Raw genomic sequence first — 14,725 nt, forward strand, 5'->3', positions numbered from 1 at the left:
GGCTTCAATGGGAAGAGCCGGATGAGCGGAGACGTTCACGTCCGGTTCCGTGAGCGCCTTGGGGGGAGGTTCCCCGGGGCGACTCGACTGACATTTTCATGCAACACACAAGATTTATTGAAAACGGTTCCGGCAATTATTGAAGCGTTGTTAAATAAATTATTTAAAAATGCGTTGAGGATGAACCACGGTAAAACAGTTTTTTCTTCAAAGGCTCATAACCGTCATGTGACGGGTATCACGCTCAACAACGAAGGGAAACTCTCTTTAGGACGTGAGAGGAAAAGATTTATTAAGCACCTGATTAATCAGTATAAGTATGGATTACTAGATGACGAAGATAAGGCTTACCTGATCGGATTATTGGCATTTGCGAGTCATATTGAGCCTGAGTTCATTACCCGAATGAACGAAAAGTATTCTAATGAATTAATTGAACGTATTAGGAGACAGAGATGACCAAACAACTAGAACGAAAAGCAAAAGGTGGGAGTTTACTGTCAGCATTCGAAATTTATCAGCGCAACGTAAGCAGCGATCTCCCCGAGGATAATAAAAATACAGACGAATGGTTTGAGCTTTGCTGGAAGTATCTTCAAAATGGTTACACCGATGAATCAGATAGATTTCATCCTGATAACGCATTATATCTTCGCAGCTTGTCATTAAGAGATTTTCGTCGATTTTCACATCTGGAAGTGAACTTCGAAGAAGACCTCACGATTATCATAGGAAACAATGGCAAGGGAAAAACCAGCATTCTTTCTGCTATTGCCAAAACGTTAAGTTGGTTTAGTGCAAATATTCTCAAAGAAGATGGCAGTGGCCAGAGGTTGAGTGAACTGACTGATATCAAGAATGATTCTGAGAATAAATATGCCGATGTCAGTAGTAATTTTTACTTTGGAAGGGGCCTTAAAAGTTTATCACTTAGGCTATCCAGATCAGCCTCTGGCACTGCGGAGCGAAGGGATAGCATTATCAAGACTGCTAAAGAGCTATCTGATGTATGGCGTGTGATTAATGAGAATAAGACGATAAATTTACCTGCATTCGCGTTTTACTCTGTAGAGAGGTCGCACCCCTTTAATAAATCTCAAAAAGACAGTGGGGAAAGAAGGGAAGAGCGGTTTGATGCGTATAATCATGCTCTCACAGGCGCAGGCCGTTTCGACCATTTTATCGAATGGTTTGTCTATCTGCATAAAAGAACGGTTTCAGAGGTTTCATCGTCTATTGAAATGCTGGAACAACAAGTGCGTGATCTACAGAAGTCCGTTGATAATGGGATGGTTTCGGTAAAACCGCTGCTTGAGGATATGAAGGATAAACTTGTCGCGACGATATCAAAGCATAATGCATCCATAGAAAATCAGATGCTGCCAGAATCAGCTCAAAGGAAAATTGTCGAGCAAGCGATTACCACTGTAGTTCCCAGTATCAGTCGGATTTGGGTTGAAACGGCAACCGGCGTTGATGTTATAAAGGTCACTAATGACAGCCTGGATGTGACAATTGAGCAACTTTCAGACGGGCAACGTGTGTTTTTAGGGTTAGTTGCTGACCTTGCGCGGCGCATGGTGATGCTCAACCCTCTTTTGAGAAATCCGCTTGAAGGACGGGGCATTGTATTAATTGATAAAATTGAACTCCATCTTCATCCAAAGTGGCAGCAAGATGTAATAACAAACTTGCGTAACGTGTTCCCGAACATCCAATTTATCATTACCACGCATAGTCCTATCGTGCTCTCGACTACTGAAAAGCGATGCATTCGTGAATTTGCAGAGAATAATGATGATAGTAGTGTGCAATTCTTACAGCCCCCGCTGATGCAAACTAAAGGCAGTGAAAATGCTGAAATTCTTGAACAAGTGATGAAAGTCTTTTCAACGCCGCCAAATATTAGAGAGTCTCATTGGGTGAGTGACTTCGAAAGATCACTGGTTGGCAAGGGTGAGGAGCTCAGTGAGCAATCTCATGATCTATACGAAAAAATCAAAGGGCATTTTGGTCCAAGCAGCCCGGAATTAAAGAAAGCTGACAGTCTCATCCGTATTCACAAAATGAAGAATAGAATCAATAAGATAAAATCGGAGAAGGGCAAACAAGGATGAAAGAATTAACTCGTCCGGAAAGGCCGGAAATTTTGCAACATTACATTGCGGGCCAAGATGCTTGGATGGATGTAGATCAAGGGGCGATTTGGCCTCGATTGGAGGAAATGCAAGGTGGATTTTGTGCATACTGTGAGTGTCGGTTGATTCGTAAGCATATCGAACATTTCAGACCTCGGGATAAGTTTCCAGCCCAGGCTTTTGATTGGCATAACCTGTTTGGTTCCTGTGGCGACAGCTCAAAGTCAGGTGGTTGGAAACGGTGTGGGATATACAAAGATAATGGTGCAGGGTCGTATAATGCGAATGATCTTATCAAACCTGATGAAGATAACCCTGACCACTTTTTGCGATTCCTGACCTCAGGCAGGGTCGTTCCCGCTGACGGACTCACCGGTTCAGAACTGAAAAAGGCTGAAGAAACCATTCGTGTTTTTAATTTGAACGGTGACTCAAGATTGGTCGGTAGCAGAAAGACAGCATTGAAAAATGTCATATTAGAAGTTGAGGCGCTTTATGAAGCATATGATGAACTCAGCGAGGATGATTGGACCAAAATGCTCGATATGGAATTAGAGAATATCGAAGGAGAAGAGTTCAGTACTGCTTTGAAACATGCTTGGCAATACAACAAAAAATATGTATGAAAATGGGTATACCCGTTACAGATTATTGACAAAGTGCTGATTTTTTATCCGGCACTTTGTTTTAATTAAGTTCCGTTCACCAAACAGAGCTTGCCGCCATGTTAAGAACATCGCCTCCCCAAACTTTCCCACTAGAAACGCTCTCGCTTGACGAGCTGATTTAAATTGTATTTTTTGTCAATGGCGAGGATTTAAAATCCTCGCAAATAATTACATTAAGATATTTTAGACGGTATGATATTAAATTCTTTCAACTCTTCTTTTAGGAACGGATGACAAATTTTTGCTTTTTTTCTCAACTCTGAATTTAGTTTCTCATCATAACTTCTATCAGCAGGGATGAATCGCAGACTATTTTTATAAGCTTCCAATACATCAGCTGGGCATACTAATTTTATATCACCGAATGCGTACAAAGTTACTCCATCAATCAGGAAGAAACCATTTTTTAGGGCCCTTATGTTCCATTGTTTATTATTAAAAACTTCTAATGGATAGTCGTCTTCATTAATGAGGTATGAATGTTCGTTATAATCACTAATGCCAGAAATTTTCATGGTTGCATTTACAATGAAAACGGGAATGGAGGTTATTATCCATGACAATGAAAATAAAGAAAAAATAACTGCATATCCTGTTATGTATACATTTTTTACAATTCCTTCGGATTTATCGCGACTTAGATAAACGGAACCAGGTATAAGAGAAAAAATAACAGTGATTAGAGATGTTGCTACAACGTATAACATCAGCACATTATCGCTTACTTCTCCTTTATTAGGTATTTTATTTATAATAAGAGATAATGGATATGAGTAGAAGAGGGTCATAAGAAAAATGGAAGCAGGTATAATAATGTGAAATAAACATGAAAGTTTAATTCTTGTGCGTTTGTTTTTATATTGCAGTACGTCTGAAATTAGGTTTCTATTAATTAAATAAGAAACTAGCATGCTGGAACTCAAAACAAAGAATACTGAAATTATAATAATAGTTGTTTCTATGTATTCAAATTTATCGGCCAGCCATGCTGAGAAAAGGAAAATACCAACCGCAAGTAAAGATATGATAAATGCAATTGTAACGAAATTTCCTCTTATTTTTTTATAGTTATGAAATTGATTACTTTCTTTCTTAATAATAGAGATGAGTAAAATTGATGGTATAAACATAAAAATCAAAGTAAGTACTATGCTGAATAAAAAAGTTGATGCAATGACGATGAAAAGATCTTTAAATGTTACGGAGCTAATAAATATATCTAATCGGCCTAACCGGTTAAGATAAAACCAAATAACAAACAACGCAATGAACCCCATGAACCCCATGAACTCCATGATGGCTGTAGGTCTAATAACTCGTTTGACTAAATCTATTACTTCATTACCTATGTCGTTGTTGTCCATCTTGCATATCCTTCTAGTTAAATAAATAGTAAGTTTTATGGTGGTCACTCAGCTACCACATGGTTATAGTTGAGAGAAATAGATGTGTAAAATATGATTAGACTCTCAATTTTCCTACGGCACGAGTAACACCGAAGAAAGTTTATTACCTACATACCTGCATGCATAATGGAGATTAGCAATGGCAACAACAATGTACTTCGACGAGACTATTCGTGATCAAGGTGACAAAACTTCGATGGAGATTGAAATTGGTCGGTCTTCTTATTACACCGAGGACAGCATCTATCTGATAGTAGATGGTAAGACTGTGATCATGGATCGAACAACAGCAAAGAGATTTGTAGATGCGGTTGTAGCAGTCGGTAGCTATCACGGATTTGTTGATTGATAAGGTGGTCGTTAGTTCAAGATGACGCCACGTTACGGTGCTTCTCAGTACCTTTGAACAGTTACATCAAAGCAAAATGGAGGTATTTGAGCGTGGCATCATCCATGTTGCTTCCAGCAACAGACAACATTGCTCTGCATTGGAGTTGAAGCGTATTTCAGAACTGCTTTATTGAATTGATGGTTATAACGGCAGACCATTAACTTGGCTAGCGGTAGAATTTACGTTACTGATTTTCATTCGCTCCAGAGAACTGCGCTTTGCCCATTGGTCAGAAATTGACTTTGAAACATCGATGTGGACTATCTCTTATGTTATAGCTAGCCTTAACTCATTTTGACCGATGCTTGGCCGGTATACAGAATGCAGCTGAAAGCAAGTAGTCATGTTATTAGCAAGAAATACACGCAACGTATTGAGAAACATAACCTGAATTTGTGCACCCACATTAAACGGCTAGCACGGAAAACTCTCTGCTTTTCGAAATCAAAGGAGATGTATGACAAGACCATGGGCTGGCATTTGAATATCCATCACTATCAGTAAATCTGAGTTACCATTCCATTTACTTAAACATGTATTGGAGGTATTTTGAGTTTAGTTACCCGAAACATGGCATCGGTTTTTCTAACCGAGGAAGATAGAAATATTGACGCAAATGAATTTCTGGACAATTGCGATGATGAACGATTTTTTACTTATCGCAGGAAGTTAGAAGAAGCTCGTAAAACTAATCCTATCGCTTTGTGCAGTGTTTGTTTCCAGCCAGTCGTTCTGAGAGGTAACACCCACAGAACCAAGTTTTTTGCTCATACAAAAAACTCTGAAGATTGCCCTATAAAGACCACAACGTATTTGACGCCGGAAGAAATTCTTGCCATGAAGTATAACGGTCAAAAGGAAGGTAGGGCACACAGAGATAATAAACTGAAAATCGCGGAACTTCTCACATTAGATAAACTTTTCTCTGATAAGGTTCAGGTTCAACCAACCTTTCGAGAAAAGAATAACGTAGGTATAGCAAAACGCTGGCGTAGACCTGATATCAGCGCAGTTTTCAGTGATGGTAATTACGAAATTGTCTTTGAACTGCAAGTATCAACCACATTCCTTGACGTAATAATAAACCGAGAAAAATTTTATCAAGAAAACGATACTTACATTGTGTGGGTGTTCTTGAGCTTTGATTGTGAAAAATTCACCACTCTTGATATCGCTTATGCTAATCATGCAAACATATTCGTTTTTGATCGTGAAGCACAAAGTGAATCTGAACAAGCTGAAAAACTTATTTTGAAGTGCCATTACCGCAAACCATACATGACTGAAAACCTAACAGTAGACTATAAATGGACTTCTGTGCTTGTAGATTTTAACGATATATTATTCGATAAAGTGAACAAGAAAGTCTACTGTGCAGACACCACTGATTTGAAACAACAGGTTTTAGAAGAAATAGTCAATGAGAAGCAAAGGTTGGAGCGAACCAAAACGGAACGAGAACAAAGAGAAGCAGCAGAGAGAGTAATAAGAAAGCAAGAAGAACAAGGACATTTTGAAAAGCGCTATAAACATTCTGCTAGTAGTTCATCTGGTTACCGCGATAAGAGACACAGAACTATTGGGGCTACGTCTACTCATGTGAAAAGCAAATCATTTGGTGATGCGATCCGGTGCATCCGATGCGGGAATATAAGCAAGCAAAAGAAAGTTGGAAGTTTTCTGCTTTGTAATAAATGTTTCCAACCGATTGATTGATATGTACAAAATTACATTTTTTGGACTTGTAATTTGAAATGTGTAATTGCCTGTTTTCGATATGTTTACTCCAACGATGGAGACAGTAAAATTATGGACGAAAAAACTTAAGGTACTTGCTGAATTGGCTACGGGCCTCAAAACTGAAACCGACCTCAACTAGTTTTCCCATATGCTGACTAAGCTTGCCGCGTAAGCCGCCCCAATGTGGAACTGGCCGACCATCTCAGATATGAAAAAAACGCCGCGAAACCGATACTAATACTCATAACGGCTACTCGTCCAAAACACCCTTGAGCAGTGATAGTGAATCGAGCTGAACACTCCGGCTTTTAGGGAGGATTACCAATATTTGTCAGATAGGTTGCTTACGCAAGATTACGGTTTACGCGCCTTTGATGTTGAACACGTTCATTAGTGGTTGCAGGAGCAGTCAGGCAATCATTGAGCAAATTATAACTTTGTAGTTTCAAGCTCAGGATATTCAACCAGCCGTTGTATCGCAGCACAAAAACGATAATCCAGTACCAGCGTTTCCTGTTCAATCCAGCGTTGCTCCTGAACTAATGCAGCTAACTGAGGGCAATCAGGTGCCTGAATCCACTCCAGTTTACTTGCTCCAACAAGGTCATTGACCTGATGTGCAGTAGGCCAGAACTGCGGCAACCAAATGTGGCAGGGACGAGATAAAGCTTGTGCAATTTGTTGGGCTATTTTCAATCCATTAGGGTCAAGATCCGGGAAGTGAATCCATGTAATATTCTGGCCAAATCGCCTAATCCACTTACAGGCTTGTGAAAAATTCTGACCGGGGGAAAAAACCAGAATCAGGCCATCAACGAGTGGCATATCAACATAGGCACCTAAATTCTCTACTGTCATAATTAATCGCACGGAAGATAAATTCACCGATTTTACATTAAGCAATAAGCGTTCTGGTAGGCAGCATTCCGATCTCAGTATGCTATCTTCATCAGGATACAGGTAATTCTCTCGACCGTTCTGGATAAATATCAGCTCCATACCTGTTCCTTGGCTACGGATACGCAATACTTCATCATGGGTTATTATCTGTCCCTTTGATAACGGTTGCTCCTGACCTGATTTACTATTTCCACGCCATGCCGATGCTGATTTATGGTGAACATGTTCCAAACGCCGCAAGATGGCAGGATTTTTACTCCCTGTCACCTGTTGCTGTAGCTGTTGTTGTACAATGTTGAGCAATAATTCAAGTCGTGAAGCATCAACCAACTGCCACTGATGATTACCTGATGGAAGAATAACTCCAAGTTCACTAAGGTAATTTCTTAGTAAGGTTTCTTTATTACGTTCAGGCATCACTCGCTGCTTTTTTAGTCGTTGAAGAATATATCCAAGCTGGCGTGCAGGAAGTCCTGACTGAAATAGCCCATCAGGCACCGTTTTTCTTCTATTATTCACTATTCTCATGATTGTTCTTCCGTCGCCAGATAGTCATCAACATTGAAAGGCAATTGTTGGGCATCGCGGATCCCGGTAATTTTTACCTGATGACGTGGAACGCTCCGGCCATCCCCCTTTGTATTGTCACTAATTATTGTACGCACCAGTTGATATCCTATACCTGTTATTTGTCCTAGCGATTCTGGTGCAGCTACTAACATCTGGCATCCGGTTCTGACAGCCAGTTCATGAACAGTTGCCTGTGATGCGGCATCAAGGCGGGAAACTTCGTCCATGACCAGAGGTATAGCGAAGGGTTCTTTTCCTCCATGTGAACTACGTCCCCAGTGTTTCAACACAGCAATCAATACGGCCAGTCCTGAGCCTATTCGTTCCCCTGTTGAAAGATTGGAGCCGTCCAGCATTTCAAACTGCTCTGCGCCGTGGCGGCGGATCAGTGTTTTCACATCCAGATAATTGCGGTGATCCAGCAAACGCTCACCATCAATTTCATGTTGGGTGATTTTTCTATATAGTCCCGCCAGCGCATCTGTAACAGATCCTGCTGAGGAGAATAGATCGTCCATCCCGTAGCTGCCAGATTTCAATGCGCTTAGGGTTTCCTGAAAATGTTTAACCGCTCTTACCTCTAAACGTACGCAGCTTACCTGCCCAAAGCCAATCCCCGTGAGCTCAGCGCTTAATTTATTGATCGCCCGTTTTTCATCGTTGATCCTCCTGAGTAATGCATCTGCAAGCTCTTCCCGACGCATCTGGAACGAGGCTTCTGTATCTGCTAGCATCGCCTGGGCTTTCTCCGCCGCTCTTGACAGTTCTTGCAGCATTTCCCGGGGTTGGGTCGCACGCTGAATATCCTGACGGGCTCGGCGGCGGAAAAATGTCACGGCCTGGTGATATAACGTCGTGCAAGATACAGCAATATCAGCCGTTTCCTGATGACAAGATGTTAAATGCAGCATAAAAGGTTCAGCCTGAGAAACGGGGTATTCAACCGTGAGCTGCGTCAGGCTTGCCAGAACAGATTGTTCAATAATTGAATGTTGCCCCGAATATTGCGCTTTCCGAAGTAGCAACTGCTCCTGCATAGTTGGCTCCAGTTCACCATATGAGCCATCGATCTTCACAGCATGAATAATACGGTTGCGTTGTTCGCTCAACTTTTTACAACGGCTTATTAGCTTGTTAAGTTGTTCATTTAACGCTTTCCATTGAACGTCTGCCTCTGAACGCTGACGATGAGCATCATTAATTTTGTCATTGCATTCATCTGCGGCTTGCCCCTGCGCTTTGGCTTGCTGTTCAAAATGGGTCAGTTGGTTGGCAAGCTGAGTTTCCAACCCGGGAAAATAAGTATATTTCAGCGTATCCAGCTTGTTATTGGCGTCATCGCGATTCCGCTGATAATGGTAAATATTGGATGAAATCTCAGAAAAATGTTTTTGTTTCTCTCCTAGTAAATTATTAGCAGACTCAAACTCACTCTTAATTACCTCTCTTTCCTGTTCCAGTCGCTTCTGATGGGTTAATAAAATTGTCTGTTCCTTTTCTTCATTCTCCAATAACTCCTTTGCACTGGCATATTCAGGGTTTAAATGAGCGCGTACCTGGTCTAAATTTTTCACCTGTCTGCCGCGTATAAAACAGTTATGATGCTCCTTTTCATTACACTCAACTTGCAACTGTAATTTGGCTATATCTTCAGGATAATTTTCCCGCAGTAATGGTAAATTTTTCTCTATCTGCTGAAGCAACGGCTGATGCCGTTGCACAGAGCGCTTGGCTTGTTCAGATTGCTCTATCTGATAGTTAATTTTGTTCAATTCATGAGTGAAATTTTGAAATAATATTTCACTATCCGACTCACAATATTGAAGCGCATGTAAAATAATCTGACTTTTTTCCCATTGCCTGCTTATACGTTGATATTCATGGTCAAGTTCATTTAACGCATTCTGGCAGGTAATACGTTGCAAGCGAGTATCTTCTAATGGGGGCTCCTCTCCCCAGATGAACGCAGGCGCTTCGATAACAAGTCGAAGGTGCTGATTATTCCTTTCCAATTTATTGACTTCAATCTCTAGCTCTTCAATATGTGCTTCCACCTGCTGAATTTGTTGACCTAACTGGACAATAAGCGCCTCGCGCGCTTTTTCGCCTAGAACCGGATTGGCACGCAGCTGGCTAATACGTCGATGCGGTTGCTCATCAATAACACACCAAGGCGCAGCGTTGTCTTCTATTGTTATATATTCATCAGTAATGTCTTTAAACAACAAGCTCGATTCGAACTGCCCGGTCCGTAAAGACTCAATAGGTTGTGTAATACTAATTAATAAGACATCGGGGAGAGGCCATTGTTCACCATAGCGTGAAAGTAATAACCTGACTGCGTCATCAATGGCGCCATTGATTAGAATAGCGTGCATTAAAGGTCCAAGAGCCGCCTCAAAGTATTCAGCATCTTGTACGCTAACATCCGCATAAAGTTCAACTACCGGAATTCCTGACACCTCGGCAGCGAGAGTGCGTAAATAATCAAGGCTTCCTGTCTCTATTTCACTTAGTTTATTACGCTGCTCCCGGTTCTGCGTTATTTTCGCTTCATGGGTAATAATGGTCTGGCGAATTAGGTTAATTTGTGAAGAATACTCCAAGGTAAGTTTATTGCAATATTGCGTTGTGAAATCCGTATCAGGAAGTATATTACGTAAGTAATCCACTGAAGGTTGTAGGCGATGCCACTGCTGACTTTGTTGCACATAACGTTCAATAACAATGTCGAGATTATTAATTTGTGCTTGTACTTCACACCGACGTTGCTCTAATTGCTCCTTCTGTTCATTAAAATTATATTCATTCTCTTGTTGTACAGTCAGCAACTGTTCGAAATTATCGAGGTTTTCTGGTAATGGGAAGATGCCTGCGTCATTCAGATATTGTTGCAGGTGTCGCTGCTTTTGCCGATCGCGTTGCAAACGTTGTTTATTCTGTTGCAAAAAGTCCAGTTTACCGGCTTCTGTATTCCAGACTTTCAGCATGGCTTGTTTTTCTATAAACCAGGAACGTGCATCCAGTGGGGAAATATTTTCTCCAATTTTTTGTGCCTTTTCCGAGGCAGTTATATAAGCAGTGACAATGTTTTCATGATGCTGTAGCTGATGTTTGGAGCGGCTGAGTGCTTCACCATATTCCAGCTCCTGCTGCTTTAATTGTTCAATTAAAGCATCCAGTTTGGAAAGATCTAAGTCAGGGTGCCAATGACTGATATCCTGATAGAGTTGACTGGCATGTTCATACTGCGCCGCCATTTTCTGGGAGTGTAAATAACGTGTCCCGGCATGCGCCAGCTGTTGCGTGATAATGCGTTGGCTATTTTCATTATCGTTCCTTTTTCTTTCAAGTTCCTTAACTTTATCCTGTTGCTGAATATAAGCTTCCTTAGCAATAGCAAGCAGTGGTTCAAGTGTACTAAGGTCTTTAATCGCCTTTTGTTTATTATCATAATGAATCTTGCCCTCTTGGGCAGATAAACGCTGTGGCTTGATGTTCTCAATCTGTTGCTGGGTTTCTGCTTGTTCATCCTTGATTTTACGTAGTTTTTGTTTAAGAGATTTTAGTCTCTCCTTAATTTTATCAATTTCGCTCTCAATACAATTTTTATTTTTGTAAACCGCAACGCGTTCTTCATCCACCATAGCCAATTGCAATTCGATTATAACCCATGCGTTGGCCGAAAACTGAAGGCTAAGTTCTAACAATGAATTAAAAAATTGATAATCTTTTTTATAATTTTCTAAATCCCTTTGCGTATGTCTGACCTTCATCATTGATTCATGGACCATATTTACGACAGAGGAGACATTTCCACGAGTATGGGCCATTAAATAAGCGCTTAAATGTCTTTCAATCGATTTATCCAGCCGTCCGGCCATAGCAGAATGAAGGATCTGAGCCAGTTTGTATTTATCATCCGGTGTTTGACAGGAACGTGGCAAAATACCGTCCTGAAATAACGCCAGCATATAGGCGTTTGAGTCTTTAAATGCTCGTATATCACAACCCAGCATCGCAGCTTTATCGCGTAAACTATCAGGCGTTACAGGTTGACCACGAAGTCCATCACGATCAAGTAAACAATCCAGTGGCTTAATATTATCGGGAAGTTTCAGGCAATAGAGCTGGGTGCTTAATGTCGTTCCAGTCGTTTTTTCAGCGCGTACGATATACAAATGCCGATGACCTGTACCGCGCGCTTCAACTTCCAGAGCAACCAGACAGGGTTGCCCTAAACGAGGGAACATTTCACTGTCTTTTATTGACTGAGAAACTTTAAAATCATCTCTAGTTCCTAAACTAATATAACGAATATCAGGTATCTGGCTAAACATAAATGCGCCAAGTAGAGATGTTTTTCCTGCACCATTATTACCTAACAGCGAAACGGTACCACCATACTGGCGAGATGGGCGCAATGAGTGAGGATTTACCAGACTTAATGTTCGCGCCATGATGCCATTGATATTGACAATACTAAGGCTACGTATTAATGGATAATGACTCATGACACCCCTTTTTCATTTATCTCATGAGTGAACAAGTCTCCCGTGGTATCGATTTCAGCAACCGCAGAAAAGATATTATTTATAATAGACTCCCCCTCTGACTCATCTTGTGAAGAGTCATCAATATTAACCAGATACCCCTCCTGAATCAGTTCTGCCAAGCGTTGAGGGATTTCAGACTCTTGCTGTAAACCTCTAAGTGGTTCAATAAAGCGATAGATAGCAGGTGTCACCTGAAATGATAGTTTATCTTTGGCGAGCTGGATAAATGCATAGCGATCAAATATCACCAACGCTTTCCTGATTTCATCCTGAATCTTAGTTAAATCATATTGCGTTTGTTGTCCCGGACGACGACGGAATAACTCCATAAGTCTACTTTCCGATAATTGATGGCTCATACGCTCAAGCAATTGGCTGATCATGAACCAATTGTCCTGGCCAATTTGCTTTTCCAGGTCCATTGCAACAATTGTCAAACCAGTTACCATCTGCAATTCATTAAAACGCTCTACCGAAATTTGTCCACGACGCTGAGGAAGTAAATAATAAACTGACTCATTTGAGAGGCATAAAGATAAATACAGGCATGAATAATATTCTCTCAGAGGGACAAAAGCCTGAGAAATAAATGAATGTAAAGTATAATCAACAGGCAGGACATTTATACCCTTACGTAATTTATAATCCACGAGTGGAAATACTGGCGATTGTAAAACATCAAGAAATGTCTTAAACAGTTTGCTATTTAAAATTTCATTTTCATTCATAGAATCGATCCTGTGAAATAACCCATTGTTCTTCTATTTCAAAGAGATCTGACTCATCTATAGAAACCCATTCAGGAAGATTCTGTTCTTGGTAATTGATTCCCTGTCTCATCAACTCTTTAATCGTGCAGTGCATTAAACGATGGCGATCGGTCTTATTCAATGATGAATTATTCAACACATTCCTGACAACGAGAACGTTACTTACTGGTTTATTCTTGTTCAGCATCTTACTAACAATATCTTTGGCCAATATTTCTAGCTGGAAAGTAGGTGTTTCTCGAATTTGTTCTTCATCCTCATCATCCAGAAATAATGTATTATCTGATGGAGGGGGAGGAGCATCCCATTCGCGTAATTGCATCAGCCTTATGGAAGAAGGCAATGCCAGCGACCATGAAGATCCATCAAATAACCTGATCGTTCGATCGATTAAATAGCCCAAATTAGCATTAGGATCTAATGCGATACGTATACGCACACGATCCAGAACTGTGTCAAAGAACCAGGTTAAATCTTTCAACGAATGATTAGCAAATTCCCGAACCTCCATTAGTGAATCAAACAAAGCAGAAAGTGCGTTTTGTAATGGACGAGAACCTGCTTTCTGTACTACTGAACTTTGTAAAAGTTCTAGCTGCATCAAGACCGCATCAGCCCGATTCATAACTAACATTCTTAAATCATTAATTTGTTCAGCTAACGTCTGTACGGCTTCCAATAACTGCTGCATTTCTGTTTCCAGAGAGGTATCCATACCATTTTGCAGAGCTGAACGCATGGAATGGAACCTGGAAATCAATAGCTCTTGATTTCTGAAAACACCTTCAAGTAGATCTTTTAGACTAGGTAAAAAGCACTGTACCTTCTCCAACCATTCTTCAGTAGTGATATTTTCCGTATCACTGAGAGCATTTAAGTTAGACAGTTCATGGTCTATGCGTAGGTAGCGTTGACTTAATGTTTCTGTATCTGCTGACTCGTCTGGTTGATGAAAGGGCTTAAGCAAGTCGTGTGCAAGTTGTGTTAATCTGTATGTCCCCCCTACATCGGCAACAGATGTTCCAGCAAGGGAAAGTAAACCCTGCTCAAGGGCACGTTTCAAGAAATTATTAACTCGTACATCAGTCGTCGCAAGATCTTCATTTATACGTTCGTCAACATAACGAATAATGCTATGGCATGTCGTCTCATCAAAACCAGACTGTATAAAATGATATTCACTATCTTGCTCATCTGTCACCAGATCCCACGTTGTCATAGCAGCCAAATAGCTAAACTCATTCGTTGTCAAATGTAGAGTAGGCTGTCGACTGCTGATTTGGAACAATATCCGGCTTAACGGGCTGGAAGTGGGCGGCAATGAGTTGGTGACTTTGTCCATGAAAAAGCACCTCAAGTTAGTACTAAACATCAGTCTCAGGGATAAAACGCATTGATCTTTTTTCCCTGTACGTTAGATATATTCATAGTGTTATATCAAATAAGATTATAAAAATCATTTTTTCTAGCCTAAACATGAAGATAGTTCTCAGTTTTCGCTATTACACTCATAGTTCCAAGGAATCGTACCGAAGCAACGAACCAGTTATTGTTCCATTCATGTTTAATGTAAATTTATATAAAGA

The 14,725-nt window shown here is 40.6% G+C and carries 9 protein-coding genes and 3 pseudogenes; 7 read left to right on the forward strand and 5 right to left on the reverse strand.

Going from position 1 to position 14,725, the window contains the following annotated elements:
- The 3 genes and pseudogenes from BA1DRAFT_RS09305 to ptuB all read left to right on the forward strand — a co-directional run.
- A pseudogene (locus BA1DRAFT_RS09305) lies at positions 1 to 459 on the forward strand (hypothetical protein); the annotation flags it as partial.
- The gene (ptuA, locus tag BA1DRAFT_RS09310) at positions 456 to 2,117 is read left to right on the forward strand and encodes a retron Ec78 anti-phage system effector ATPase PtuA (protein ID WP_036778219.1); all 1,662 of its coding nucleotides are present in this window, start codon (positions 456 to 458) and stop codon (positions 2,115 to 2,117) included. The pseudogene BA1DRAFT_RS09305 and the gene ptuA, both read left to right, overlap by 4 nt.
- Positions 2,114 to 2,764: a retron Ec78 anti-phage system effector HNH endonuclease PtuB gene (gene ptuB / locus BA1DRAFT_RS09315; protein WP_036778221.1), complete on the forward strand. Its 651-nt coding sequence runs from the start codon at positions 2,114 to 2,116 to the stop codon at positions 2,762 to 2,764. Before ptuA ends, ptuB begins: the two co-directional genes overlap by 4 nt.
- Positions 2,765 to 2,979: 215 nt before the next feature.
- On the opposite strand, the gene BA1DRAFT_RS09320 is transcribed toward ptuB, so the two are convergent.
- Positions 2,980 to 4,170, reverse strand: coding sequence for a hypothetical protein (locus tag BA1DRAFT_RS09320; protein ID WP_036778223.1), 1,191 nt, complete (start codon positions 4,168 to 4,170; stop codon positions 2,980 to 2,982).
- A gap of 193 nt (positions 4,171 to 4,363) precedes the next feature.
- Here BA1DRAFT_RS09320 and BA1DRAFT_RS09325 point away from each other — a divergent pair, with 193 nt between their 5' ends.
- The 4 genes and pseudogenes from BA1DRAFT_RS09325 to BA1DRAFT_RS09330 all read left to right on the forward strand — a co-directional run bounded on the left by BA1DRAFT_RS09325 (position 4,364) and on the right by BA1DRAFT_RS09330 (position 6,319).
- Positions 4,364 to 4,561, forward strand: a complete 198-nt coding sequence (locus BA1DRAFT_RS09325) for a hypothetical protein (protein WP_200868780.1) — start codon at positions 4,364 to 4,366, stop codon at positions 4,559 to 4,561.
- Positions 4,562 to 4,667: 106 nt separating this feature from the next.
- Positions 4,668 to 4,868: pseudogene (locus tag BA1DRAFT_RS22585) on the forward strand (integrase); the annotation flags it as partial.
- Positions 4,869 to 4,897: 29 nt separating this feature from the next.
- Positions 4,898 to 5,107: pseudogene (locus tag BA1DRAFT_RS22590) on the forward strand (IS1 family transposase); the annotation flags it as partial.
- Between the two features lie 45 nt (positions 5,108 to 5,152).
- Entirely contained in the window at positions 5,153 to 6,319 is a 1,167-nt protein-coding gene (locus BA1DRAFT_RS09330) for a DUF6035 family protein (protein ID WP_152544298.1), read from the forward strand.
- A 453-nt stretch (positions 6,320 to 6,772) separates the two neighbouring features.
- Here BA1DRAFT_RS09330 and BA1DRAFT_RS09335 read toward each other — a convergent pair whose 3' ends face one another.
- The 4 genes from BA1DRAFT_RS09335 to BA1DRAFT_RS09350 are packed head-to-tail and all read right to left on the reverse strand — an operon-like array spanning position 6,773 to position 14,481.
- A complete protein-coding gene (locus tag BA1DRAFT_RS09335) occupies positions 6,773 to 7,771 on the reverse strand; it encodes a Wadjet anti-phage system protein JetD domain-containing protein (protein ID WP_235201008.1) in 999 nt (332 codons plus the stop codon).
- Complete coding sequence (gene mukB, locus BA1DRAFT_RS09340) at positions 7,768 to 12,327, reverse strand: chromosome partition protein MukB (RefSeq protein WP_036778226.1); 4,560 nt, start codon at positions 12,325 to 12,327, stop codon at positions 7,768 to 7,770. The genes BA1DRAFT_RS09335 and mukB overlap by 4 nt, the downstream gene beginning before the upstream one ends.
- Entirely contained in the window at positions 12,324 to 13,097 is a 774-nt protein-coding gene (locus BA1DRAFT_RS09345; RefSeq protein WP_036778228.1) for a chromosome partition protein MukE, read from the reverse strand. Before BA1DRAFT_RS09345 ends, mukB begins: the two co-directional genes overlap by 4 nt.
- Positions 13,090 to 14,481 (reverse strand): hypothetical protein, encoded by a 1,392-nt coding sequence (locus BA1DRAFT_RS09350; RefSeq protein WP_036778229.1) that lies wholly within the window; start codon positions 14,479 to 14,481, stop codon positions 13,090 to 13,092. The genes BA1DRAFT_RS09345 and BA1DRAFT_RS09350 overlap by 8 nt, the downstream gene beginning before the upstream one ends.
- Positions 14,482 to 14,725: the final 244 nt, after the last annotated feature.

The sequence above is a fragment of the Photorhabdus aegyptia genome, from assembly GCF_000612035.1.
GTDB classification, from domain to species: Bacteria; Pseudomonadota; Gammaproteobacteria; order Enterobacterales; family Enterobacteriaceae; genus Photorhabdus; species Photorhabdus akhurstii.

Bases quoted from the DNA above. Each gene is read 5' to 3' on its own strand.
- ptuA (WP_036778219.1), top strand. From the start codon at position 456: ATGACCAAACAACTAGAACGAAAAGCAAAAGGTGGGAGTTTACTGTCA.
- ptuB (WP_036778221.1), top strand. From the start codon at position 2,114: ATGAAAGAATTAACTCGTCCGGAAAGGCCGGAAATTTTGCAACATTAC.
- BA1DRAFT_RS09320 (WP_036778223.1), bottom strand. From the start codon at position 4,170: ATGGACAACAACGACATAGGTAATGAAGTAATAGATTTAGTCAAACGA.
- BA1DRAFT_RS09325 (WP_200868780.1), top strand. From the start codon at position 4,364: ATGTACTTCGACGAGACTATTCGTGATCAAGGTGACAAAACTTCGATG.
- BA1DRAFT_RS09335 (WP_235201008.1), bottom strand. From the start codon at position 7,771: ATGAGAATAGTGAATAATAGAAGAAAAACGGTGCCTGATGGGCTATTT.
- mukB (WP_036778226.1), bottom strand. From the start codon at position 12,327: ATGAGTCATTATCCATTAATACGTAGCCTTAGTATTGTCAATATCAAT.
- BA1DRAFT_RS09345 (WP_036778228.1), bottom strand. From the start codon at position 13,097: ATGAATGAAAATGAAATTTTAAATAGCAAACTGTTTAAGACATTTCTT.
- BA1DRAFT_RS09350 (WP_036778229.1), bottom strand. From the start codon at position 14,481: ATGGACAAAGTCACCAACTCATTGCCGCCCACTTCCAGCCCGTTAAGC.